This is a genomic window from Maribacter aurantiacus, from assembly GCF_005780245.1.
Taxonomy (GTDB): Bacteria; Bacteroidota; Bacteroidia; order Flavobacteriales; family Flavobacteriaceae; genus Maribacter; species Maribacter flavus.
The window spans coordinates 167,787-194,502 of record NZ_VBUK01000008.1 but is presented as its reverse complement, the minus strand read 5'-3'; the positions used below and the strand labels follow the sequence as shown (position 1 = coordinate 194,502).

Annotated in this window: 19 protein-coding genes; 3 read left to right on the top strand and 16 right to left on the bottom strand. The window is 42.9% G+C overall.

Features of this window, described 5'->3' with window-relative positions:
* Positions 1-97 precede the first annotated feature (97 nt).
* On the top strand, positions 98-1,366 hold the full coding sequence (locus FEK29_RS13685; protein WP_138259004.1) for an AbiH family protein: 1,269 nt from the start codon (positions 98-100) through the stop codon (positions 1,364-1,366).
* A 178-nt stretch (positions 1,367-1,544) separates the two neighbouring features.
* Here the strand turns inward: FEK29_RS13685 and FEK29_RS13680 are convergent, their stop codons facing one another.
* The 5 genes from FEK29_RS13680 to FEK29_RS13660 all read right to left on the bottom strand — a co-directional run bounded on the left by FEK29_RS13680 (position 1,545) and on the right by FEK29_RS13660 (position 6,864).
* Positions 1,545-2,477 carry a hypothetical protein gene (locus tag FEK29_RS13680; RefSeq protein WP_138259003.1) on the bottom strand — a complete coding sequence of 311 codons (933 nt, stop codon included), beginning with the start codon at positions 2,475-2,477 and terminating at the stop codon, positions 1,545-1,547.
* A gap of 107 nt (positions 2,478-2,584) precedes the next feature.
* Positions 2,585-3,247: a class I SAM-dependent methyltransferase gene (locus tag FEK29_RS13675; RefSeq protein ID WP_138259002.1), complete on the bottom strand. Its 663-nt coding sequence runs from the start codon at positions 3,245-3,247 to the stop codon at positions 2,585-2,587.
* Between the two features lie 257 nt (positions 3,248-3,504).
* Positions 3,505-4,791 carry a metal-dependent hydrolase family protein gene (locus tag FEK29_RS13670; protein WP_138259001.1) on the bottom strand — a complete coding sequence of 429 codons (1,287 nt, stop codon included), beginning with the start codon at positions 4,789-4,791 and terminating at the stop codon, positions 3,505-3,507.
* On the bottom strand, positions 4,788-6,191 hold the full coding sequence (locus FEK29_RS13665; RefSeq protein ID WP_138259000.1) for an amidohydrolase family protein: 1,404 nt from the start codon (positions 6,189-6,191) through the stop codon (positions 4,788-4,790). The genes FEK29_RS13670 and FEK29_RS13665 overlap by 4 nt, the downstream gene beginning before the upstream one ends.
* Positions 6,192-6,270: 79 nt before the next feature.
* Positions 6,271-6,864, bottom strand: coding sequence for a YdeI/OmpD-associated family protein (locus tag FEK29_RS13660; RefSeq protein ID WP_138258999.1), 594 nt, complete (start codon positions 6,862-6,864; stop codon positions 6,271-6,273).
* 123 nt (positions 6,865-6,987) lie between these two features.
* Here FEK29_RS13660 and FEK29_RS13655 point away from each other — a divergent pair, with 123 nt between their 5' ends.
* On the top strand, positions 6,988-10,380 hold the full coding sequence (locus FEK29_RS13655; RefSeq protein ID WP_138258998.1) for a ThuA domain-containing protein: 3,393 nt from the start codon (positions 6,988-6,990) through the stop codon (positions 10,378-10,380).
* 80 nt (positions 10,381-10,460) lie between these two features.
* On the opposite strand, the gene FEK29_RS13650 is transcribed toward FEK29_RS13655, so the two are convergent.
* The 7 genes from FEK29_RS13650 to FEK29_RS13620 form a co-directional block, all read right to left on the bottom strand.
* On the bottom strand, positions 10,461-10,922 hold the full coding sequence (locus FEK29_RS13650; RefSeq protein WP_138258997.1) for a GAF domain-containing protein: 462 nt from the start codon (positions 10,920-10,922) through the stop codon (positions 10,461-10,463).
* A gap of 126 nt (positions 10,923-11,048) precedes the next feature.
* Complete coding sequence (locus FEK29_RS13645; RefSeq protein WP_138258996.1) at positions 11,049-12,653, bottom strand: M1 family metallopeptidase; 1,605 nt, start codon at positions 12,651-12,653, stop codon at positions 11,049-11,051.
* 150 nt (positions 12,654-12,803) lie between these two features.
* On the bottom strand, positions 12,804-14,135 hold the full coding sequence (locus tag FEK29_RS13640; protein WP_138258995.1) for a M28 family peptidase: 1,332 nt from the start codon (positions 14,133-14,135) through the stop codon (positions 12,804-12,806).
* Between the two features lies 1 nt (position 14,136).
* Positions 14,137-14,760: a TMEM175 family protein gene (locus FEK29_RS13635; RefSeq protein ID WP_138258994.1), complete on the bottom strand. Its 624-nt coding sequence runs from the start codon at positions 14,758-14,760 to the stop codon at positions 14,137-14,139.
* 21 nt (positions 14,761-14,781) lie between these two features.
* The gene (locus FEK29_RS13630; protein WP_138258993.1) at positions 14,782-15,948 is read right to left on the bottom strand and encodes an MFS transporter; all 1,167 of its coding nucleotides are present in this window, start codon (positions 15,946-15,948) and stop codon (positions 14,782-14,784) included.
* A gap of 8 nt (positions 15,949-15,956) precedes the next feature.
* Complete coding sequence (locus FEK29_RS13625; RefSeq protein WP_138258992.1) at positions 15,957-17,480, bottom strand: nuclear transport factor 2 family protein; 1,524 nt, start codon at positions 17,478-17,480, stop codon at positions 15,957-15,959.
* A gap of 22 nt (positions 17,481-17,502) precedes the next feature.
* Positions 17,503-19,716: a bifunctional alpha,alpha-trehalose-phosphate synthase (UDP-forming)/trehalose-phosphatase gene (locus FEK29_RS13620; RefSeq protein WP_138258991.1), complete on the bottom strand. Its 2,214-nt coding sequence runs from the start codon at positions 19,714-19,716 to the stop codon at positions 17,503-17,505.
* A 102-nt stretch (positions 19,717-19,818) separates the two neighbouring features.
* Between FEK29_RS13620 and FEK29_RS13615 the strand changes: the two genes are divergently transcribed.
* Entirely contained in the window at positions 19,819-21,624 is a 1,806-nt protein-coding gene (locus tag FEK29_RS13615; protein ID WP_138258990.1) for a glycoside hydrolase family 15 protein, read from the top strand.
* Here FEK29_RS13615 and FEK29_RS13610 read toward each other — a convergent pair.
* From FEK29_RS13610 to FEK29_RS13595, 4 genes are all read right to left on the bottom strand, one after another.
* Positions 21,611-23,062 (bottom strand): pyridoxal phosphate-dependent decarboxylase family protein, encoded by a 1,452-nt coding sequence (locus tag FEK29_RS13610; protein WP_138258989.1) that lies wholly within the window; start codon positions 23,060-23,062, stop codon positions 21,611-21,613. The two genes, FEK29_RS13615 and FEK29_RS13610, sit on opposite strands and share 14 nt — an antisense overlap.
* 102 nt (positions 23,063-23,164) lie before the next feature.
* Positions 23,165-24,973 carry an acyl-CoA dehydrogenase family protein gene (locus FEK29_RS13605; RefSeq protein ID WP_138258988.1) on the bottom strand — a complete coding sequence of 603 codons (1,809 nt, stop codon included), beginning with the start codon at positions 24,971-24,973 and terminating at the stop codon, positions 23,165-23,167.
* A 49-nt stretch (positions 24,974-25,022) separates the two neighbouring features.
* Positions 25,023-25,379, bottom strand: a complete 357-nt coding sequence (locus FEK29_RS13600; protein WP_138258987.1) for a four helix bundle protein — start codon at positions 25,377-25,379, stop codon at positions 25,023-25,025.
* A 36-nt stretch (positions 25,380-25,415) separates the two neighbouring features.
* A complete protein-coding gene (locus FEK29_RS13595) occupies positions 25,416-26,606 on the bottom strand; it encodes an acetyl-CoA C-acyltransferase (RefSeq protein WP_138259010.1) in 1,191 nt (396 codons plus the stop codon).
* Positions 26,607-26,716: the final 110 nt, after the last annotated feature.

The following is a 26,716-nucleotide window of genomic DNA, read 5'->3' as shown; positions in this document are numbered from 1 at the left end:
CTCGGAATTGCTCAAGTCCGTGCCAAACCTAAAATTAACGCATATTAACCCGTAACTGACGGTTATACGAGCCGTTGCAACAAGCTGAAAAAACATAATGAATAGAATAATACTCATCGGAAATGGATTTGATTTAGCTCACGAAATGAAAACGAGTTATAAATCATTTATTGATGATTATTGGACTAATACAATTACAGCAATTCAAGAAACAGCTTTAGGAAGACCTTTTGAGAATGATGAAATCAAAATTGACAATTCACCTTCTCGATTTATAACAGGTACAACTGTAAAAGATTTAGAAAGAGGCTTAAATGACCACAAAGCAACTCTAGAATTTAAAAATATATTCTTAAAAGAAATAACAGATAAGACTTATCTAAATAATTGGGTAGATGTAGAAAATGAATACTATTTTCTGCTAAAAAAATCATTTCAAGACTCAAAAAATTCCAAAGATTACGATATTTCAAATTTAAACTCGGATTTTAAAAGAATTAAAGATTTACTACAACAATATTTGACTCGAATAGAAAAGGAATTTGATTCTAATATTGGTTCAAATATTTTGAGGATTAAAACTACAATTGGGATTAAAATATATTCACCTTTCAAATTAAAAGACTTTTCTGAAACCTCAGTTAATCAACGAGCAGAAATTGAATACAACGCTTTAAAAGAAAGTATAATTGCCGTTCAAGCAAATCATATTTCAATAGATGAAGTAAATGAATATCAAAGAAACATTATCAAAAGACTTGGCAAAAAAGACCATTTAAATCAAATAAAAAAAATGCTCTTGTCTGATTCTGCCATTAACTATTTCGACCTCATACCTGACCAGACCTTGTTTTTGAATTTCAATTACACATCTACTGAATTATTATATGAAGACCCAAAAAGATTTTATAATCCTTTAGAAGAAAAATATACATCAGTAAAATTTAACCATATTCACGGAACAACAGACAGAATGGATAAAAATCCAATAATTTTTGGATTTGGAGACGAGATAGACAAAGATTACAATTCAATTGAAGAACTGAATGACAATAGATATTTAGAAAACATCAAATCCATAAACTATTTAGAATCGGATAATTACAAGAAACTATTGGAATTTATTAATAGTGGTAATTTTCAAATATTCATATTAGGACATTCTTGCGGAATTTCTGACCGAACACTTTTAAATACAATGTTTGAGCACGATAATTGTGCTTCAATTAAAATGTTTTACCATCAAAAGGGGAACCAAATTGACAATTACAGCGATATAATAAGAAACATTTCACGGAATTTTAATGACAAAGCAAAAATGAGAGATAGAGTTGTTAATAAAACATATTGTGAACCATTAAATTAAAAAGCCAGTTGCCAACACCGGTAACCGTTGCACAAGTCCCTGACCGACCATTGAACAGGTCGATATAAGCCCTTTTACGGGGCTTTTTACTTTTATGCTCAGAAGTTGTGGTCCGAAATTCAAGGCTTCATTATAACCTAGAAAAACGCACAAACTACAATGATAATGAGTATTGCCCTTAATTCTGAGATAACAGGCGCTCTTTTTGTTTGTTTATAAACGAAAGTGATTTGCCTGAACCTGATGCTTGATTGCAAAACCAGAGGTCTATGAAAATACCTTGTGAAACAACATAACTGTTGCCTGTTTCCTCATCAACAGCTACTAACTCAAAAGTTCCTGACAATAATTGGTTAGTCCTATCAATTTTTGAGAATTGAATTTTGGCCGTTGGCGAATAATCACCACCACCTTCTTGGTTTTCACAGTCAACTATCCTTACATAGGCACCAAATACCTCGAATCCTCCAGTTAGAATATTCACCCCGTTGGTTCCATTGTATTCCATATTGGTTTGAAGATCGTCAAACCTTAAATTGCTAGATGAAATGGTTATGGCTATCCCCCTCTGGTTTCGTTGATCAATTGGAGTATCGGGGTCGGGACCATCCCCACCAATGATTCCGAGGGTGAATGCATCGTCGTTTTCTTCATATACAGCACCTGCCAGTATTCCAGTGGATTCAAATGATACCCCATTGATAGTACAAGTTATGGTACCGTTATTCAGTTGCTGAGAACATTCGTTGGACGATTCACTATCTCCTGTATCGTCAAAAACAGCGTCCTCGTTCTCACATGGTTCCGTAGGATTCGGATTTATATCTCCGTTGTTGGTATCGTCATCCCCCATGCCATTTTCTTCCTCGCCGGAATTTGTGTTGCCTTCTTCGGTGCCCTCATCTCCCACTGTTTCCCCCGTTGTATCATCGCTACTTTCCTCATCGCTGCTGGAATCGTCATTGCTGGATTCTTCATCTTCGTCATTGTTACTAGAATTATCTTCAGAAGGGTTTTCAAGCATATTAGGATTGGGAGTATCCGTATCCGAATCACACTGAATAAAAATAAAAGCTAAAAAAAGAAGTAGGAGGTAGGCTGGTTTTTTCATTTTTCCGTATAGTTTCGGTTAAAATATAAAATAGAAAACCAATTGGATACGGATTTCCGTAAAAAGACCTTTTTTTGGATGTAATGTATTGATTTTGAGATATTTTCCTACATAATAGTATATAAATTGGTGCTAACCACCCCTTTTCCTGAGGTTGAAGGAACAGCAACTAACTCCTTGGCTTCCTTAACCTTTAAAAGAAAGGGTGGTGCCAACAAATCTACACCGCTCTGCTTTTTGAGTCGGATGCCCTGTCCGGAGATTATATCAATGTTGGGTTCAAAATCATCTTCGGTGAGGTGTTCTGTTACCAGTACGTACGTGTAGTTTGATAGTTTTTTGACTATCGCCTTTATTTCCTCATTGGAAAGGTGTTGCAAAACCTGCCGAAGGATGATGCAGTCGGCTTGGGGAAGGCTATCCTTGGCAATGTCCAAACAGTGAAAGCTCACCTGCTCCAATGCATTGTTCTTTTTATGCCAAGTGATGAGGTCCTCCACAATATCTACGGCAATATATTCCCGGGTGTACGGTACAAGTCGTTTACCAATAGTAAAATCCCCACATCCCAAATCGCAAACCGTTAATGGGGGATGGAAGGAGCGTAAAAAATGGGTAACCGCTTTGAGATACGGTTCCACCATTGCTGGATCGTGCGACCCATCACCACTGTAAAATTCTCCAGGATTCCCGCCCCAAAGGTATTGCTCGTAAATCTGCTCCATCACGGCTTTTGTGGGCCATGGTTTTTTAGGTTTTTTGGTGGGCATGGGAGGTTGGTTTTTAGATTTCTAGTGAGTTAGTGAGACAGTGAATTAGTTGTTTTTAAGTCTAACGTCTCAAATCTAACGTCTTAGATCTAACTTTTCATTTTTCATTTTTCATTTTTCATTTTCCGCTAAACGCTAAACGCTAAACGCTAAACGCTAAACGCTAAAAGCAGAAGCCAGAAGCCAGAAACTAACAGCTATTCACTTTTCATTTTTCACTTTTAGTTTTTCATTTTTCATTTTACACTTTTCATTCTTCATTCTACATTCAAAACAACGTGCCCGTCCTTCATCACAAATACAGGTTCGCGCATCGCTTTAATGTCTTTTAAAGGATTTCCTTTGACCGCGATGATATCGGCTAAAAAGCCTTTTTTTAATTGTCCCAGTTGGTCCAAATGGAACATAGCAGCATTGCCGCTGGTTGCGGATACTAGGACGTCCATGGGTTGCATCCCATATTCGACCATCAATTCCATTTCCCGATAATTTTCCCCATGGGTAAACACACCGACATCTCCACCAAAAACGATCTGTACGCCCGATTCAAGGGCTAGCTTAAATGATTCTTTCTTGTTGGTAATGCGCCGCGGTTCTGCATCAGTTCCCTTTTTCCACCCTTGATATTGGGTAATGGCATCCCCCGCAGCAAGAGTAGGGCACAAGCCGATGCCTTTTTCCTTCATCATGTTAAAAATTTCAAGTGTGCCGCCGTCTCCATGCTCAATGGTTTCCACGCCTCCCAAAATGGCCCTTTTCATACCTACGGGCGTACTGGCGTGGGCTACCACATATTTCCCCGCACTTTTGGCGGTCGCGACCATGGCATCGATTTCCACCTGTAAGAAGGTGGGTTGCGATTCCGCTCCGGGCGTCCAGCGGTAATCGGCATAGATTTTAATCAGGTCGGCCCCATTCCCCATCTGTGTGCGTACGGTCCGTATGGCTTCTTCTTTTCCGCTTACGGTTTCCGCTCCCAAGGGAACGGTGACCCCATCGTGAAAACCTTTTGGACCATAGGCACCCGTGGCGACAATTGCAGGACCTGCGACCAATAATCGGGGTCCGGGGATGATGCCTTGCTCAATGGTCTTTTTTAGATAGACATCCGTATACCCGGCACCCTCGGCGCCCAGATCGCGCATGGTAGTTATTCCGGCCATCAGGGAATTTTTGGCATGTACGGTGCCGCGGATGGCCCTCTCCACGGGCGATTCCTTCAATACCTGGTCATTCCAGTCGGTTTCGTTGTATGGATGTAACAACAAGTGGGAATGTCCCTCGATGATACCTGGCATCAAGGTGGTGCCGGACAAGTCGATTTCTTGGGTCCCTGTTGGTTTTTTAAAATCCTGACCGTTTCCTACATACGTGATTTGGTTATTCTCTACCAAAACCACCCAATTTTCATGCATTTCGGTTCCGTCAAAAACACGGTTCGGTTTCAATAAAGTCTGAGCTTGGATTTGGACCGATATGCCGAGATATACCAATAGGGCTATATGGGCGTATCTCCTTATGTTTAAATCGATGTTCAATTTCATTGTAGTAATTTATTCAAATCTTCTTGGGTATAGCTGTTTCCGTTCTTTAGCACCATATAAATATCCCGGGTATTTTGGATGTTTTCCAAGGGATTTTGATTAAGGATGACAATATCCGCTAGTTTACCGGTTTGCAAACTGCCGTAGTCGCTATCCTTTTTTAAGAATTTGGCCCCATTGTAGGCCGAAGCCTTTAAGGCATCCAATGGAGATATGCCGGCGTCTACCATGGCCTCCATTTCCTTGTGGATGGATATTCCGGGATAGGTATAGCTATTAAAGGCACCACTATCAGAACCCGCCAATAAGGAAACGTCGTTTTGGTTGAGGGTCAATGCCAATTTTTTGAAAAAGGTGTCCAGTTCCTTTCTGTCCTGTACCGCCTTTTCCGATGCATTTTGCGCCCTTTGGATACGCCCTTCATAAGTTTTTTGAATTCCGGGGGACATATATTTCAAATAGGCGTCCTCACTATGGTCCACCTCGTCCAAGTAACTCAGGGTATGTCCAATATGAAGTGTTGGCACCACAAACACATTTTTTTGTTTTAGGTGCTCAAATGTTTGCTTGGCCACTGAGTCATTGTAAGTGGATTGCAGTATGGGCATGGCATCCCAAAAACTTATCTTGTTGTCTTGAAGTTGTTGGGTAATGGCGGCCTCCTCCGTGGAGCAACCTTTCATGATGTAGTAGAGATGTTCCACGGCGTCGATTCCTGCATCTATGGTGGATTCCAACGTAGCGGTAAAGGGCATGTGCCCCGAGGTAATCAATCCTCTTTTTTCCGCAGCCCGAATCGTATTGAGGTAGTTTTCCCCGGAAACTCTACTATCATAAATTTTGACGAAATCGGTTGGGATGGCTTGCAGCGAATCCAACGCCTTATTGATATCCTCTTGATTTTCAACTTCCAAAGAACCGGCCCAAGTGGCCCCAGGACCATCTATTTTAGGACCTGATGTAAAAATGGTGGGTCCAACCAAATCATTGTTTTCAATAGCCTTTTTCCATTGCATGACGGCCGTGGTCAGATTGCCACCGGCATCCCGCACCGTGGTGATTCCATTGGCGATGAAGAGTCCTAAAAAACGTTTGTTGGCCTCAATTAGGGAATCGCCCCCACGAAAATGTACGTGGTTGTCCCAAAAACCCGGTAGAATATATTTACCGGATGCATCAACGCTATGTTTCGCGGTATAGTTTGGCAATAAAGTGTCCGTCGTTACAGCTACGATTCTTCCATCCGTAATAAAAATATCCGCTTTATTGATGGCACCATTTTCCAAGTCGATTAGATTTCCATCCTTTAAAACCATATCATAGGTTATTTTGTTTTCGGTCTTACAGCCTACAATAAAAAACAGCGTGGACATAAGAAATAGGGAAGAAAGCTTGGTCATGGTCTCTACGTTTGGTGGATGCAGAAAGGTATAAAGAAATCCTGATTTGTTGGCCTTGTCCGTTTGTTAATAACGAACATCAGCCTTTGGTCTCCCAGCCACCATTGGTCCTATATTTAATGTTGGCCTCTGAGCATGCAAGAATTTCCTCGATTCTCTTTTGCCGGGTCTCTTCCCGTTTTGCCTGGTTTAGCCAATAAAGATAACTCTTGCGTTGTCCCCTGGTGAAGTTTTGAAAATTTTCGAAAGCCTTTTCGTTAGCTTCGAATGCTGCCTGTAAATCATCGGGTAGGATTCCGGCCTCCACGTCGTCCAAAGAAGACCAAGAGCCGTTCTCCTTGGCTATTTTTACTGCCTCCAGGCCGGCTTCGTGCATAAGCCCATTAGACTTTAAATCGTTGATATAGTCCTTATTCACTTTGCTCCAAACGCTTTTCGGTTTCCTTGGGCAAAAATATTGTTTGCGTTTGCCGTTGCCCAGACTTTTTACCGTACTATCTATCCATCCATAGCACAAGGCTACTTTAACGGCCTCTTCCCAGCGCATACTGTCGTTCTCGTGTTCTACTTTGTAAAAGATCAAATGGATACCCTCATACTGGGTATGGTTACTATGTAGCCATTCCCTAAATTCCGTATCATTTTTAAAATAGAGTTCCGGTATTTTTGGCATATCGGCTTTTTTCCGTGTTAAATTCTACGTAAAATACAATTTTAGCTGACAAACAATTGGTTTCTATGCTATCTAATTCTATTTTTGAAGCTATATTAAACCGACAAACATCAAAATTTACGTATGAAAAAAGTTTTCAATGCGCTGCTCTTGGGCTTTGCGCTTATTATTGTCTCATGTGGTGGCAATAAACGTGACGGGGAACCCAAGGTATTGGTTTTCTCTAAAACAGCAGCGTTTAAACACGCATCCATTCCTGCGGGCATCGCCGCCTTACAAAAACTTGGTCAGGAGAACGGCTTTGTAGTGGATACCACCAAAAATGCCGAAATGTTCACGGATGAAAATCTACAGAATTATTCGGCCGTTGTTTTTTTGAGTACCACAGGAAATGTCTTGGACCAATTTCAGGAAGCTGCCTTTGAACGCTACATTCAAGCAGGTGGAGGGTACGTGGGAATACATGCCGCTGCCGATACCGAATATGATTGGGGCTGGTACAACGATTTGGCCGGAGCCCAGTTTTTAAGCCATCCTAGGGGTACGCCAAACGCTGACTTCATAATAAAGGACAAGAACTTCATTGCTACGGAATTTTTTACGGACAGCGTTTGGAACAGGGACGACGAATTGTACAATTATAAAAAGATAAATCCAGATGTGAACGTCTTGATGACCTTGGATGAATCCACGTATGAAGGTGGTGCCAACGGTGATTTTCATCCCATTGCCTGGTACCATGATTTTGACGGTGGCCGTGCCTTTTATACCGGAGGCGGACATACAGACGAAAGCTATTCTGAAGATCTATTCTTGAAGCATGTATTGGGAGGAATCAAATATGCTATTGGTGATAACGAACTATTGGACTATTCCAAAGTTACCACCCAAATACCTCCAGACAATGACCGTTTCTCCAAAGTGGTTCTTTCCGAAGGACAGTTTTTTGAACCCACCGAAATGGCCGTCTTACCTAACAATGACGTTTTAATCGCACAACGTAGGGGAGAGGTAGTTTTGTTTAATAATGAGACACAGGAACTAAAGGAAGTTGCCAAGTTGGATGTATATTTTAAAACATTGGAAACGCCTGGCGTAAATGCCGAAGAAGGGTTAATGGGATTGCAGAAAGATCCTGATTATGCCAACAACCATTGGATTTATTTGTACTATGCTCCAACAGGCGATAAATGGGTAAATCGCTTATCCCGATTCAAATATATGGATGGAAATTTCGACCTAGCTTCGGAGCAGATTATTTTGGAAGTGGATTCCCAACGGGAAATTTGCTGTCACACTGGTGGTTCCATTGCCTTTGGACCGGATAATCTCTTATATCTATCAACTGGGGACAACTCTACGCCGTTTAATGAAAGAGGGGAAAAATATGTAAACAATGGTTTTGCACCCTTGAACGACACGCCCGGCCATGAGCAGTTCGATGCTAGAAGGAGTTCAGGAAACACAAACGATCTTAGGGGTAAAATTTTGAGAATCAAGGTGAACGAGGATGGAAGCTATGATATTCCAGAAGGAAATTTGTTCCCTGTAGGTACTGAAAAAACCCGACCAGAAATTTATACCATGGGACACAGAAACCCTTATAGAATTTCTGTCGATGTAAAAAGAGGGTATGTTTATTGGGGTGACGTTGGCCCAGATGCCCGCGCCGATAGTTTGGAAACCAGAGGTCCTAGGGGCTATGATGAAATGAACCAGGCACGCAAACCAGGAAACTTTGGATGGCCAATGTTCATTGGTGACAATTATGCCTACCATGAATACAATTATGAAACTGGAGAGTCAGGAGAAGCTTTTGACCCTGAAAAACCAATGAATACGTCTAGGAACAATACGGGTTTGACTGAGTTGCCACCCGCAACCCCGGCCTACGTGTACTATCCCTATGTTGAATCCAGTGATTTCCCACAGACGGGAACTGGAGGTAGAAATGCCATGGCGGGACCTACCTATTATTCAGATTTGTATCCAGGGGACGAAAAATTACCTAGCTATTATGACGGTAAGGTATTGATCTATGACTGGATGCGTGGTTGGATGTTTGCCGTTCACTTGAAAGAGGATGGAAGTTTTAACCGAATGGAACCTTTTGCCCCGGAGGTAAAACTGAACAATCTTATCGATATGGAGATGGGACCCAATGGAAGGGTATATCTCTTGGAATATGGTAGTGGTTGGTTCTCCCAAAATGCCAATTCCGGATTGGCCTACATTGAATACAATGGTGGAAATAGGCCTCCGGTAATCGATAATATGATTGTGGAGACCACATCGGGTCAGACACCTTTGGCTATCACCGCAACAGTGGAGGCCCATGACCGAGAGAATGATGGTGTTTCCTACAATTGGGATTTCGGCAACGGTGAAACCAAGAAAACTACGGAACCTACGGTAAGTTATTCCTATGCAGATGCAGGATCGTATAATTTGAACGTTACGGTGACCGACGAAAAGGGTGAAGCTACCATAAGTTCAAGCACCAATATAGTTGCCGGAAATTCAAGACCTGAAATTACCATCAATTTAAAAGGTGGGACCCCTGCCTTTTATCTTCCTGGTCAGAAAATCGATTATGAAGTAAACGTTAGCGATCCGGACGGCAGCCCCATTGATCAGGGCAATATTTTCGTGAGCGTCGATTATTTGGAAGGAATGGACAGGGTAGCCATGAATCTTGGTCATCAGCAGGTATCTGCAGCGGTAACCGGGAAGGCTCTGGCACAATCCATGGATTGCAAGACGTGCCATAAAGAAGCCGAAGCATCCATAGGACCCAATTATATGGATGTTGCCCAAAAATATAAGGATAGAAGGGATGCCTTGGAATATTTACAGTCTAGGATCAAAACCGGAGGTAGCGGTGTATGGGGCGAAGTAACCATGCCTGCACATCCAAATATTACCTCAGACGAAACAAGACAGATCGGACTATACATCCTTTCTTTGGCAGGGGACAAAGAGGAAGAAAAATCATTGCCTACAAATGGTACCATTACGGCAGAAGCCTCAGCGCCCGGAAATATGTTGGTCTTGACGGCCAGTTATACCGATGGTGGCGCCGAAGGAACCATTCCATTAACCGGCTCCAAGGCGGTGGCCATTCCCAGTAGCACCATATTACTGACGGAAGATTTGAAAACAAGCAATATGCAGGCCATGAAATTTGGTGGTATGGATTTGATGTTGTTGAACAGTGCGTCCGGATGGTTGGAGTTAAAAGATACTTCGCTCAAAGGAGTCAATGCCTTGGTGCTTAATGCTGCCTGGCAAAGCCCTCCAAATTTGAGTTTTAGTTTCCAAATCCACGAGAACACACCAAATGGACCCGTTATTGGAGAGGGAACCATGCCGGCACAGACGGGAGGTCAGGGCACACAGGTGAGCGTTCCAATTACCGGAACCGTTTCCGGCAATGGACCTTATTACGTGACCTACAAGGCCGAAGAAGGAAAGGAACTATCCATGGTCGCCTTGACGGGAGCCATGTTCAGGTAAAAGAATCTTGTAGGATATTAAAAAGCCCGCTAACAAGCGGGCTTTTTAATTTTATGGTCGCTAAAAGGATTCTGGAAGCTTTAGTTTATTTTTTGACAAATGAGATTACCAATGTCCATTAAGGATGAAATCTCTTCCTCGGTAAAATCATAGGAAACAGGTTTGGCAATACCGATGGTACCATACAATTTTCCATTATGTATCAATGGGGCCGCAAGGGAACCCTCTACTTTGGTTTCCTTGGCTGCCGGTCTCGCAACGCCGGATGCATCGGTCTGTAGATTGCACATCTCTACGGGCTTCATACGTTCCGCGGCGATGCCCGCCATACCTTTGCCTATGGGAATTGCGGATACCTTCGGCATCAAAAAATCGGGAATGCCTTTTTGAGCCTGTAATTCCAAAATAGAAGTGCCGGGCTTTAAAAAGTGCAACGTTCCGGTGGAACAATCAAAATGGCTGATGGTCTCTTCCAAAACGTTTTGCCAATCGATGGGATTTTTTTCTAGTTGTGCCGATATTTTTTCGGGGATGTCATTCATTTTGATCAATAGGTTTTTAAAACAATGATTTGCTATTTCCTTTAACGATGGGCAATTTAAGGTTATTGTTAGTTTGGGGAATATGATATTTGTCAGCTACCCCTTATATAATCTTAGCCCTTTTATTTATACTTTTTTAACGTTCACGTAGAAGTTTGGGTCCACTTGTATATCGTTCGCTTTAAGTGATTTTTGCTGCCACGCTGTGGTAGGGGTAATCCAAACGGTCTTTCCGGCCATCTCAACCTTCAAGGGCATCTTAAACCCATCGATGACATTGGTAAATCGGTATTTTAGCTTGCCGTTCTGGATTTCATATTCAAAAACAGGGATGTTGGCCGTTCTGAGATACTGTTCAAAGAATGGTTCAAAATCACCTTCGACTTGATCATCCAGATAGTTTTCAATCTGTTTGGTTGTTACCGTTTGATGATAGAATTCCTCATTAAGTCCGCGGAGGGTGGCCCGCCACTTTTCATCATCGTCCATGATTTGCCTGAACGTGTGAAGGATGTTGGCTCCTTTGTTGTACATATCGCCGGACCCGGCTTTATTGACATTATAAGGCCCAATTAGAGGTCGGTCGTTTCGGATATTCTTTCGTATGCCGAGTAAATATTCCGCTGCCGCTTCCTTGCCATAGTAATATTCAATGAACAGGCTTTCGGAGTACATCGTAAATCCTTCGTGGACCCACATATCGGCAATATCCTTGTAGGTAATATTATTGGCGAACCATTCATGTCCGGCCTCATGGATGATGATATAATCGAACTTCAATCCCCATCCGGTGCCAGAAAGATCCCGACCTAAATAGCCATTCCCATACTGATTGCCATAGGTAACGGAACTTTGGTGTTCCATGCCCAAATAAGGGACTTCCACGAGTTTGAAGGAGTCCTCGTAAAAAGGGTAGGGGCCGAACCAATGCTCAAAGGCTTCCATCATTTTGGGAGCTTGTTTGAACTGCTCCTTGGCTTTTTCCAAATTGTCCCGTAAAACGTAGTAATCCATGTCCAGCATGCCCTTTTCGCCATCATAGGTTTCCCCAAAATGCACGTAATCACCAATATTTACGTTCACCCCATAGTTGTTAATGGGGTTGGAGACGAACCAGTGATAGGTATTGGTATTTTCATCTATTGAACGCAACCTACCGTTGGAAACGTTCATGAGCCCTTTTGGGGCCTGTACACTGATCAACATACTGTCCACCTCGTCGTACATATGGTCCTTATTGGGCCACCAGACACTGGCACCTAGGCCTTGACAAGAAGTAGCAACAAAATCCTTCCCGTTTTCATCTTTTTTCCATGAAAAACCACCGTCCCAAGGGGCGCGCACCGCTTCTTTGGGATGCCCGGAATAATGCATCACGATTTCGTTAAATTCTCCCACATTTTGAGTTTTTTCGAGTGTAACAAAATGGGCATTTCCATTGCTTTTGAAAGGCAGGTTTTTTCCATCTTGGGTAATTTTTTCGATAACCAAAGGAGGCTGAAGGTCGACCTGAAGCACCTGATTTCTATCCAATACCTTATAATGGATGGTATTCGTACCCGAAATAAATTTCTCATCGGGATCTACGGAAATATCCAAATGATAGTAAGTAAGGTCCCACCAAGCCCTTTCCGGGGTAATGCTGCCTCTAAGCGTATCCTGTTCTGTAAAGGTTTGGGAGAAGCCAAGACTGTACGTCAAGAAGGCAACATACAACACTATGTTTTTCATCTGTTTATTTTTATTGCTTTTAATAGGTCAGATGCAATTCGCCAGTAACCAGCTCAATAGGTATCAAGACTTGTTATAGCTCATTTCATATCAATTAAATATGCTTTTGAATAGACCTGTCAGGTTTTTAAAACCTGACAGGTCTCACGTTTACCTAAAAATTCCATTGGGAAACACGACCGGACTTTCAAATCCGTTTTCACCAACCGCCGATACGCCAAAGAAATAGTTATCGATGACGATGCCTTCTAGGGTGAACTCCGTGACATCCCCTACGTATCGGCTATTATCCCAGGTAGGGGAGGTAGTGTCCCGCCAATAGATTTTATATCCTTTGGCCCCATCCACCTTGCTCCATTGAAATTTCGCCGAGGGTTCTACAATCCCCCCGATCTTAACTTCTTTAGGGGCCGGTGGTGCCCATGCCAGGGAAGCCAAATTGATTGCGTTTACCGCAGTGAGCCTGGCCGCGTATTCGAAGTTCACGTGCTCCAGCACATCCCCATAGGCGATGCCGTCTTCTACCCGAATATCCTGATGTTGTTGGGTGTAGTTTTCATGCGCCTCCATGATACGGATTCCTGCAAAACCGGCGTCATTAAAGGGCCTGTGGTGCCCACCGCGCCCGAATCGGTCCAAACGATAGATCATCATGGGGTTCATTTCTGGCATATAGGTTTTTACGGTTTTATGCACGTAGCGTGCCAATTGTCTCGAGATACCATCCACCTCCCCTCCGTAGAATCTTCTGGCGCGTCTTTGTTCCTCGGTTTCATTGGGCGGTACGGGTTCTGAAAAGATTCGGAAATCGGTATTACTGACAATGCCATCGACCCCTTTGATGTTACCGATCATATCGTTATTAAAAATCCCGATAATCTCCCAGCCTTGGTCCTTGGCATATTGGGCTACACCGCCACCGCCGAACAAGCCCTGTTCCTCACCGGAAAGCCCCATGTAGATGATGCTGTTTTCAAAGGTATATTTGGAAAGCACCCGCGCAGCTTCCAAGGTTCCGGCCATACCACTGGCATTGTCGTTGGCCCCGGGGGAATCGTCCGTAAAATTGGTTGGGTCGCTTACGCGCGAATCAATGTCCCCGCTCATAATGATATATCTGTTGGGATATTTGGTGCCTTTTTGAATGGCCAGGACATTAACAATCTCCACATCGTGGACAATACGTTGATTGGCCCCTTTTTTCACCAAATCCTTTTGGTAAAATACATTCAAACAGCCATTACAGGCCTGGGAAGTTTTTTCAAATTCCGATTTTATCCACCGCCTCGCGGCCCCAATACCACGGGTTTGGGAAACGGTATCGCTCAGGGTATGCCGAGTGCCAAAATTGGCCAGTTTGGTCACATCCTGTTCAATACGTTCGACAGATACTGCCTCTATGATGTCATAGATGCGTTGGTCCGTTTGGGCAAATATGGCGTAACAAGAAATAAAGAAGGTTGATAATAGTAAATTTTTCATTTTAAAGGTTTTTATATTTTTTAAAGAAGAGGTAACTGTGAAGTGTGCAAAACGGACCTAAAAGACTATATAAAATTCCAGGAAGCCCGTAGCCTATTCCAATTTTTAAGTACGCAATAAGTATCGAGATCAATCCAGTAAGCACAAACAGGGCGAAATGACGTGCGTAAAAATATAGATGTAGGGACTCATTTATTTTTTTAGATTTTTTGAAGGCCCTATAATACATTAGGGAGAAGCAAAGAAAAATAAGGGTAAAACCAACGCCATAAAGCTCAAACAATCCAGCTAAGGTATCTCGGGTCATCCCATCCGTTGAAAACCAAGAGTTTACCATTGATTTCAATGGAAAAACATAGTACAGAACCACAAAGAGGAGCACGGCATTAAGGGCTATGATCCAATTATCCATGTACGAGGTCCTTCGGAAAAAATTATAATGCAAGTACCAGAAGGTAAAAAGTACAAAAAAGCTGATGGCAAAACTAACAAAAGATTTGAGGTCTAAATCGGTAATGGTTTCAGAACTTTCTATACCCAGCGTGACCACCAAGAGTGTGGCGGCGAAGGCGAACACCCCGTCGCTAAAAGCTTCAATCCTGTTGGTGTTGTGCGGTACTTTCATTAAAACTAAAAGTATTAAAAATTAATGGTTTTTGGCTCCTTTAATATGCCATAAACCAAAAAGGGGGCCTATGGCCAAAACAGTAAATAGGTATTTGTTATCCATGATTTCCGTAAGCATTGACAACGATTCAATGCTTACGATTGAAATGGCGAAACCTATACAATTTACCAAGGTAAGCCCAGTACCTTTAAGTTCGTTATTAATGGAGGTTGCCACCAATTTTGAAAATTGGGGAGAGTCCATTGTAACACCCATACCCCAAATACACCAAATAAATAGAAAAAACATTGGGGTAAGCGAAAAAGTGAACGGTGATATCAAACAGCAAAATCCAGAAAGGAGTAGTGCGGCTGTTGCCACTTTTTTACTTCCGATATATTGTGAAAGGATACCCCCCAAACCGCAGGAAACGCTCCCCAAAGCGATGATAATTCCCGTCCACAATGGTACAGATACATCATTTTGGGCGATTATGTTGAAACTTTCAATTGCCAAGGGTGTAAAGGCCCAAAAAGCATATAGTTCCCACATGTGCCCAAAATATCCGAATGCTGCCTTACGGAATGTACTGATTTTGAATAGCCTGGGACCTGCATAGAGATTGACTTTTGAGCTTTTTTTCAGAAAAGGTCCATCCGGAACCAAAAAGTACATCAATGCCCCTCCCAAACATGTGAAGGCCGAGGTCGCCACTATAATTCTATAGGGGTCACTTCCCCATGCCGTACTGTTTATCAGGTAGGGAAAACCGGTACCCAGAACAAGGGCACCCACCAAAAAACCCAATGCCATTCCCAATCCTTTTTTATAGTAGTCCGCTGCAATCTTCATTCCTACCGGGTAAATGCCCGCTAAGAAAAATCCGGTGCCAAAACGGGCCAGGAGCAAGCTCCACTTGGTCATTTGGTCCGTTATCAAGTAGAGATTGCAAAGCGCGGCCAAAAAGGCACAGACCATAAACACCTTTGAAGGCGAGAACCTATCGGCAATCATAAACAGGGCGAAAAGTAACGTACCAGCAATAAAACCTAACTGGACCGATGATAACACCCAACCCATAATTTCGTGGCCCAAGCCCGTTTTTAGGATCAATTCATCCACTATGGTATTGCCTGCAAACCATGGTGATGTACATGCGAACTGAGCAATTATAATCGTTGGAAGAATGTGTGGTTTTTGCTTCAAACCCTGATTTACCTTAGGAAAGTGACTTTAGCTATTTTCCCATTTTCAACTTCGTAGATAGCTACGGCGGAAAACGTTTTGCCATTGGCCGTAACCTGTTCTTCATCTATCACTTTATTGCCTATGACAATCCTGTTTTTGATTTCGCATTGTAGGTCTGGGGTGGAAGTAAAAAATTTGGTATAGCCCTTTCGCATTTCCAAAATGCCATCCGTAGTTAGGTTTTTAGGGAAGTTATAGAGTTTGACATCGTCCGTATAGGTTGCCATAAATGCATCGATATCCCTTTCATTATAGGCCTCCAACTGCTTTTGGATGATATTTTCTGGATTGGATTCCGATGTATTCTCAAAAATAAATGTCATGCTCAAAATCCGGTCGGCCACTTCATATATCGCCACTTGCTTAGAAATACTTTCGTCTCCCGTAACTTTTTCATGGTCGATGACAAAATTGCCCAAGCTGATTCGGTTCACGACCTCCACATTATATTTCTTGTTATCTGGGGACAGGTTCCGATAATTCTCCCGCATTTTTTGATGCCCGATATAAAGGGTATCTGCCGGAAAATTTTGAACTAATACGTTTTCCATATAACAATTGATGAAGGCATCCAAATCGCCCGAATTATAGGATTCCACCTGTTTTTGAACGATTTTGTATTTGGGGTCCTCGGTTACGAATGCCATTCTTTTTCCATTGGGACTTATCGCGAGTCTGGATAGGGACGGAATTTCCTTTTCGTCAAAGGAATGTAAAAGTGTCCAAGATTGCCCGTCCTCATAATCAAATCCCAACAGACTATTCCTATAGCCTGCCAATACCATACCGTTATGGGTCCAAACTACGTCTTCTGCTGAACCGAAAAGGCCAACAATATTGGAGGTAGCCCCTGAAATGGGGTGCATGGATTTAACCATGGTCGTGTCGTTTTCCTTTGAAATGTAACTGATCAACTCCGTTTGGGGAATCCTGTGCAGCGACCTGCCCACATTTTTTTGTAGGGTGTATCGGGTATTGTCCTGAAGGTTTACCACCACCAAATCCATACGGTTTTCAATCAAGACCGTACATACAATAATATGGTCGTTGTACCATACATGGTACCCAACTTTTAAATCGGCAATAAGTTCTTTGTGATTTCCAGTCTTAAAGTCATACTTATACAATCTTTGTAGGCCATCATCGTCCAATCGTATTGCAGAAATATCCTCCGTGCCCTGCATCCTCAAAGGGGAATATTCACCCCCATTTGGAGTGTCGTTGATCAACGATTTTGAATCGGAATCAATATTGTAAAGGGCTATATCTGTCTGTCCGTTTCGGGTGGAAGCAAAAAGAATTCGGTTATCATCGTAAAAGGAAGGTTGATTGTCATAGCCTTCATTGTTGGAAATATTCTTGGGTTCCCCAATTTTGAGGGTTCCCTCATTCCATTCCAAATCGGCCAGAAATACTTCCGTGCTCGACTGAGAATAGCATTGTAAACAAAAAAATAAAGCGAGTAGCGAAAAGATTGGTAACCGACTCATTTGTATTTCATAAGGTTCCAATTTAATGCATGTCGGCAAATCGGCCTAAAATATCCCTAACATTTTTTGTGTTGTCAACAAAGTATTTGGCGTGGGTCTTTTGTCTTCCAACTTTAACCGTAATGGCATCTTCGGGCAATTCTTGGAACATAAATTCATCGGTCCAATCGTCCCCAATAGCAAACACAAAATCGTAATCATGTTCAGAAAATACCCGCATGGAGGCCCTTCCCTTATTCACGTTGCTGCTTTTGATTTCCATTACCTTATTTCCATTCAAAACGCTGAGGTCATCATTGGCAATCAAACTGGTCAATACTGTATTCAGTTCCACGGCACGTTTTTGGCCGAAGTCGGGATCCGTGTTTCTGTAGTGCCATGCCAGGGAGTAGTTTTTCTCCTCGATAAAACTTCCGGGTGTTCTGTCCACAAAGGAATCCAAGACTGGATGTATTTTTTCCATCCAATCCTTTTTAACTTTCTCAAGCATCCTAAAATCCTCCCCATTCTGGGAAATCCACACCCCGTGTTCCACAATCATATTATATCCCTTGTGCATGAACCACTTGGTAAAGGTCTCTTTGTCCCTTCCGCTGATCAAATACATGTCCGTATTTTCCTGGGCGGCAATTTCATCCAACAATTTATAAAGTTGCTCATCTGGCTTTGCCATTTGGGGATCTTTGTGGAAGCCTGCCAAAGTACCGTCATAGTCTAGGAATACGAGCCGTTTTTTTGACGAGACATATTTCTTCATGACCGTATTCATCAGATCTACCGAAAGTCTTCTTGAAATATACGTACGGTCCTTTTCCTTTTGGTTAAGCAATGAGTTCATGAAATCGTTCGCCCATTTCTCCACATTATATCGTTCCAAGCGTTTTTGGAGTACGGAATTACGTTGTTGTTGCTCTTCCTTGGGCATGTTGATGGCCCTATCCAAGGTATCGGCAATTTGCTCAAAATTATTGGGGTTAATCAACAGGGATTCGTTCATTTCATTTGCAGAACCTGCCATTTCGCTTAAAATCAGCACGCCGGTCTTGTCCGTTCTTGTGGCGATGTATTCTTTGGCAACAAGGTTCATACCATCTCTAATGGGGGTAAGCCAGGCGATATCGCACGTTGTGTACAAATCGATGAGGTTATCAAAGGGCATCGATCTGTAGAAATACCAAATGGGTGTCCAGCTTACGGTGGAAAGTTCCCCATTGATTCGACCTACCAATTCGTCGATTTCCTTTTTCAATAGTTGGTATTGCGGTACATTGGAGCGTGAGGGTACCGCCAAAATTATCAATCGAACTTTCTCCTTGTATTGCGGATATTTGTTCAAGAAGTATTCAAAGGCGTTCAACCGCTTCGCGATTCCCTTGGTATAGTCCAAACGGTCTATGGAAAGGAAGAATTTTGCATCGGGAGTAGATTCCTTATGGGTATCCAATCTTTTTTGTAATTCAGACTTTTGAGATTCATCGCGCTGTGCATGCTCCCTAGCCGCTTCATTAAACTTCTTATAATCGATACCCATGGGGAAGGAGTCTACCTTGATGACCCTATCGTCCAAATAAATATCATTAAAGCTCACTTCAAGCCCCAAAAGCCGACGTACCGAACTTAAAAAGTGCCTTTCATAATCATAGGTGTGAAAACCGATGAGGTCTGAACCCAAGAGTCCGGACAGTATCTCTTTTCGCCAAGGCAAGGTCCTGAATATTTCAAAAGATGGAAAGGGAATATGGAGGAAGAAACCAATGGAGACATTGGGCCGTTTCTCACGCACCATTTGGGGCACAAGCATTAATTGATAGTCATGGACCCAAATAACGTCATCATTATCGGCTTTGTCCAAGATGGCATCTGCAAATTTTTGGTTTACGCTCTTGTAAATTTCCCAACTTTCCCATTCAAACTCGGAATACTCCAAAAAGTAATGGAATAGGGGCCAAACGGTTCGGTTACTAAAACCATAGTAAAATCCGTCCACCTCTTTTTGGGTAAGTTTCACCTTGGATGAGCCATGCTCCGCCAAGGCATCGTCTATTTGGGACTCTAGCTCCTCTGGCGTCTCTTCGTCCGTGAGACCGCTCCAACCGATCCAAAGGCTGTCGCCACCGGAATGGACAGATTTCATTCCTGTAGCCAGTCCGCCAACACTGGGTATTGCCGAAATAGTTCCATTGCTGATTTGTAATTGTACGGGGAGTCTATTTGAGATTATGATAGTTTTGGCCATAAATCGCAATTTTTGCTTTGAAATAAATTTATTTTCCCTCAATTTCGGGAAAAAGAAGGGCAATAGCAATTGTATGCCCAAATGAATCAAGATTTTTATTGAATGAATAATTTGGATTACGGAATAATAGGGAATTGCAGAAGTGCTGCCTTGGTATCAAATAGAGGCTCCGTAGATTGGTGCTGTCTTCCAGAATTTGATTCCTCATCGCTGTTCGCAAAGTTGTTGGACGAAGAAAAGGGGGGTAGCTTTGAGGTTTTGGTCAATGACTCCTATGTTATTAAACAACGTTACAAAAAACATACGGCTGTATTGATTACCAAATTTACTTCTGGGGAGGGCGTATTTGAAATTCGTGATTTCATGCCACGTTATAGAAAAGCCGAAGGTGGTTATAATTCACCACCGGAAGTTATAAGGTACATAAAACATATTAGTGGAAAACCAAAATTCAGTGTCAAATACGACCCAAGGTTGGAATATGCCTTTGGAAAAACTGAAACATATGTAAAGAAGAACTTTATTGTAAGCTTGACCCACGGTGAGAAATTCGATACTTGCTTCTTGTACACCTCATTTAATAAAAATGCAGTAGTGGAAGGAAGAGAGTTGGAGATTACGGAAGATGGATATTTTCTTTTGGGTTATAATGAGAAGTTGTTCCAGCCCTCCGTACGGAAAATGTATACTGAACTTGAAAGAACAAAAGTTTATTGGCTCAATTGGAGCAGTAAGACTCCAAACTATAAAAAGTATAATTCACAAATAAGCAGGAGTGCTATTACACTTAAATTGTTGACCTATGACAAGTCTGGCGCCGTATTGGCCGCCGCGACTACCTCTTTGCCCGAAACCATTGGGGAAGTCCGAAATTGGGATTATCGCTTCTGCTGGATACGGGACGCTTCCATGGCCATCAAGGTCATAGGCGAATTGGGCCATAGAAACGTTGCCAAACGGTATTTACAGTTCATCGTGGACCTTATTCCGGATAAGGACGAGAAACTCCAAATCATGTACGGTATCAATAAGGAGAAAAAATTGACGGAACGTACCTTGGACCATTTGAGCGGCTACAAAGGCTCAAAACCTGTACGAATTGGGAATGCGGCCTACAAGCAACGACAAAATGATATCTATGGAATTCTAATGGATGTTATTTACGAACAATTGTCCAAATACAGTAATGACACTGAAAATGGAGAGGATTTATGGGGAATAACAAAGGGCATCGTTTGGATTGTATCGCACCACTGGAAGGAGGCGGATAAGGGTATATGGGAATTTAGGACTGAAGATAGACACTTTACCTTCTCAAAGGTTTTGTGCTGGGTTGCCATTGATAGAGCCATTAAAGTGGCCCGATTGTTCCGAAAAACCCACAAATTAGAAAAGTGGACCCAATTGGAGCAGGAAATCAAAAACGATATTCATGCCAACGCATGGAATCCAGAGGTGAATGCCTTTACCCAATCCTATGGCTCTCCCGATATGGATGCATCGGTCTTGCTTATGGAATCCTATGGGTTTATCCATGCCAAAGACCCTAAATTCGTAAGTACCGTTCATGCCATAGAACGGGAATTGAGCAACGATGGTCTTTTATACCGATATAAAAACGAGGATGATTTTGGCTTGCCTTCCTCTTCCTTTACCATTTGTACTTTTTGGTTCATTAACAGCCTGTTCAAGATTGGGGAAAAGGAAAAGGCTATGAAACATTTCGATACGCTGTTATCCTATAGCAATCATTTAGGTCTCTTTAGCGAAGATATTGATTTTAAGACCAAAAGATTGCTCGGAAACTTTCCGCAGGCCTATTCGCATTTGGCGTTGATAGAGTGTGCCATCAACTTTTCCAGACAGGAAAGCGAGGAGCAGGTATTGGCGTCCATTAACAAATTGTAGTTTCAGAGGAAACTAAATTTTGGGCCAACAGAACGATTTTGTCCAAAAGGTTTTGAAAATGAACCTTGGTTGTAAAGGGATTCATAACGGTAACCCTTAAATAGTGCCAGCCCCGTAACTTCGTTTGAACGATATAGAACTCGCCGTCTTCCAAAAGTTGCTGACGTACCTTGGCATTTAATTCGTTTAACTGATTCTGGGATAGGTTTGCATGGGTATATCGAAAGCAAACAATATTGGACATTGGCGTAACTGCCAATGCAAAACTGGGATGTTTTTCAATCATTTCCCCGAAGGCTGCACCCATGTCATACAATTGGGTCACATAGGCTTCAAAGACTTCCTCACCATAGAATTTGAGCATCGTATACCAATGGATGCTCATCATGGTCTTGGTGCATTCAAAGGTTCTTTTGCCGGAATTGTACCAATCCTCATGGTCCGAATCCGTTAGGAGATAATCTGCTTTTTGGCTGAATGTCGCATTGGCATACATTCCGTTTTTTAGAAGCAGGGCCGTTGTAATCGTTGGTAACATCATCATTTTATGTCCGTCAATTACAACGGAATCGGCTTTTTCTATACCTTTTAACGTGTGTTTGTATTTTTTGGAGAATACACCCGCACCGCCATGGGCACCGTCCACATGGAACCATAGTCCCTGTTGTTCCGCAAAACTACCTATGGCTTCCAGATTATCGAACATACCCGTTGCCGTGGAAGGAGCACTTCCCACAATGGCAAAGATGGTAATTCCCTTTGCTTTCGCTTCTTGATATTTTTCTTCCAAGACAGATGTGTCCATCTGGTAGGATTCCGTACAAGGTATTTTAATGATTCCTTTCTCTCCAAGTCCCATAATTCTGGCTGCCCGGTCTACACAGTAATGGGCTTCCTCGCTCACCATAATACCTAGGGCACTGCTCGTTCCTGCATTCCAAACATCTTCTTTTAATATAGCTTTTCGCGCCGTTAAAAGCGCCGTGAGATTCGCTAAGGTCCCGCCGGAGGTCAGAAATCCCCGGGCATCCGCATTCCATCCAATTTTCTCGCATAGGACATTGGTTACTACGCGCTCAATGGCGCTCGGCGACATACCCATTTCGTAGACCGCCATCCCATTGTTCAATAAGGAACTGATCATGCCGGTAAGTGCCGTTATAGGTGCCGCCGGACTCACCTGATGCCCAATGTAATGGGGATGGTGTACGTAGGTGGTACGTTCCGTAATCGATTTGAACAACTCCTCAGGTTTGCCATGTTCCAAAAAATCCTTCCAAAATTCCAATTCGGTTTCCGGGTCGTTCCAATGGATGGCCTTGCCCGTTTTCTCCTGAAGTTTATCGGCCAAATGTTGTGTCAACATTTCTATGGCCCTATGGCCGTTTTCCTCAAAGAGCTCGGTGGAATAGACCTTGTGTAATAGAGTGTTCTGCATGCATCAAAATTAGATGCTTCGCACAATTTGTACAAATAAAAAAACCGCTCCAAATAGGGGCGGTTTTTGCTTCTGTCTAACAAAACAAAAGGGCAATCTGAATTAGTCAAAGGTGTAACCCTGGTCTGCCGCGACTTTATCCGCAATTTGGGTACGTAATGCCACCACATTTGGGTTATTGGTATATTTTGTAAAGCGTTTGAGTCCCATAAGCATCATGCGTTGCTCATCGCCTTCGGCGAAGGAAACGATGGCTTCCTTCCCTTTCTGAATGATGATTTCAGTCGCTCGATATAAATAGAGCTTGGACATGGCAATTTGTATGGCCTGTGCATCTTCACCAAAACGCTTGGCATTTTTCTCGGTACGTAATAATGCCGATTCCGCAAGATATACCTGAATCAGTATATCCGATGCAGCCATTAACAATTGCTGATGTTCTTCCAATTGAGGTCCAAATTTCTGTACGGCACTACCTGCAACCATCAAGAACACTTTTTTCAACCGTTTCAATAGGTCCTTTTCCTCGGCGAACAATTCCGAGAAATCGGGGGTATCAAAAGATGGTATGCCCATCAGTTCCTCTCCAACAGCGGTTGCAGGTCCTAGTAGATCTACATGGCCTTTCATGGCCTTTTTTATGAGCATGCCTACGGATAGCATCCGGTTGATTTCGTTGGTTCCCTCGTAAATTCGGGCTATCCGTGCGTCCCGCCATGCCGATTCCATCGGGGTATCGGCACTAAAGCCCATACCACCAAAAATCTGTATTCCTTCATCCGTGGTTTGCTGTACATGTTCTGAAACCGCCACTTTCAATATGGAGCACTCAATGGCATACTCTTCCACGCCCTTCAACTCGGCCTCCTGATGGGAGTTACCGTCGGCCTCCCGTATCGCGATTCGGTCCTCGATATTCTTGGCGGCACGGTAGCAGGCCGCTTCATCCACGTATGCGTTGGTGGCCATATCCGCAATTTTCGCCTTGATGGCACCGAAACTCATGATCGGCACTTTGAACTGAATGCGTTCATTGGCGTATTTTGTGGCCTCGTTTATCACCCTTCTTTGCGCTTCCAAACAGGCTGCAGCCAATTTTATTCTACCTACGTTCAGGGCGTTCATGGCAATTTTAAAGCCGTTTCCGCGCTCCGATAGCATGTTTTCAACGGGCACCTTTGTCTCATTGAAAAATACCTGCCGGGTAGAGGAGGAGTGGATGCCCAATTTCTTCTCTTCGTCCCCTAAGGTAATCCCGTTGCTCGGGTCGTTCTCGACTATAAAACCTGTGATGTTTTTATCGTCCTCGATTCTTGCAAAGACAATGAACAGGTTGCAGAAACCGGCATTGGAAATCCACATCTTCTGACCCGTAATGCTGTAATACTTGCCATCTTCTGAAAGTACGGCCTTGGTTTTACCCGAGTTGGCATCCGATCCGGCACCCGGTTCGGTCAAGCAATATGCCCCAAACCACTCACCGGTAGCCAATTTGGGCACATATTTTTGTTTTTGTTCCTCCGTTCCATACAAGGTAATCGGCATGGTACCGATTCCTGTGTGGGCACCAAACGCCGTGCTGAAGGAACCCGTAGCCCCCGAAATATAATCACAGACCAGCATGGTGGATACGAAGCCCATTCCCATCCCATCATATTTTTCTGGAACTGCGATGCTTAAAAGACCCAATTCACCCGCCTCGCGCATACACTCTTCCGTATAGGCGTAATCTTTCTTTTCAAATCGTTCCCAATGGGCCCAAAGTTTTCGGTCCACGAATTCCTTGGTGCTCTCCCGCATCATTTTTTGCTCTTCGTTGAGGTCCTCTAAGGTAAAAATGTCTTCACAATTAGTCTCTTTTACTAAAAATTGACCTCCTCGAAGGATTTCCTGTTTTGTTTCTGTGCTCATGATTTTTAATGTTTAGAATAGAGAGGATAGAATAGAGAAAATGGACTTCTTAATCCAATCCGTTTTGAAAACCCATGGTCATTCGTTGCCACTCCGCTATTTTATCTTCCAATTTTTTCAATGTTCCATTGTCAATATACTTTCTGTGATGTGCTACCAAAAGCTGTGTACCAAGCTCAAATGAAGAGCCTAAAGAATAGTCTATAAAGTTTTTGAAACCTTTATCGGTTTTAGCTGATCCCTCGGCAATATTACTGGGCATTGATACCGAACACCTACTAATTTGAGAACTCAAGCCATACCTTTCGTGTTTGGGGAAATCCACCAAAATGTCCGATATGTCATTAACAATTTCAAGACCTAATTGCCAAATCTTCAAATTTTTATAATTATGTCTAGTTCCCAACTTCGGTCTTTTTTCTTAATTCTTTTATCTCTTTTCTTAAGAAAGAAACTCATAAATGCCTGCGGCACCTTGCCCGGTACCTACGCACATGGTGACCATTCCATATTTCCCTTGCATGTTCCTTTTGCGCATTTCATCAAAAAGCTGAACCGATAGTTTTGCCCCAGTGCATCCCAAGGGATGACCCAAGGCTATTGCACCGCCATTGACGTTAACAATATCCGGGTTCAATTTTAATTCACGGATGACAGCCAACGATTGGGAGGCAAAGGCCTCGTTCAATTCAATTAATTCTACATCCTCCTGTTTTAAACCGGCCTGTTTCAAGGCTTTGGGTACGGCGGCTACAGGTCCAATTCCCATAATCCTGGGAGGTACGCCAGCGGCCGCATAATTGACCAAACGGGCTATCGGTTCAAGGTTGAGCTCCTTGACCATTTCCTCACTCATGACCATTACGAATGCCGCACCGTCACTCATTTGTGAGGAGTTTCCTGCTGTAACACTGCCATCGGCTGCAAACACGGGACGCAATTTTGCCAAGGCCTCCAGGGATGTACCTTTACGGGGACCTTCATCCTTGGTTACCGTATATTTTTTAGTGGCTTTTTTTCCATTTTCATCCACATAGGTTTGCTCGACTTCAATGGGAACGATTTGGTCTTGGAATCGGTCTTCCGCTTGTGCCTTTAATGCCTTCATGTGGGAATTATAGGCAAACTCGTCCTGGTCTTCCCTGGAAACATTGAATTCCTTGGCAACAGCTTCGGCGGTATTTCCCATCCCCCAGTAGTAATCCTCATGTCCGGATTTTACCAAATCGTAGTTGAGTTCGGTTTTATAACCCGTCATGGGAACCGCGCTCATACTTTCGGCTCCCCCGGCAATGATACAATCTGCCATTCCCGATTGGATTTTGGCCGTGGCGATCCCGATGGTTTCAATACCCGAGGAACAAAAACGGTTTACCGTAACCCCTGGTACATCCACAATGTTCAGGCCCATCAAGGAAATCAACCTAGCCATATTAAGACCTTGGGAACCTTCGGGCATTGCATTGCCAACAATGACATCATCGATTCTTTTTTTATCAAGTCCCGGCAATTCCTTCATCATATGTTCGATGGTTTCCGCGGCCAGTTCGTCCGTTCTTTTGAATCGGAATACACCTTTGGGCGCCTTTCCCACGGCAGTTCTATATCCTTTTACTATATATGCTGTTTTCATAAGCCTCTCCCCAGCCCTCTCCAAAGGAGAGGGAGTAAAATGGGGCATTATTTAGTAGTTATTAATTTTCATAGTTAGTCCGCTTTCATAAGTCTCCCCTTTGGGAAGAT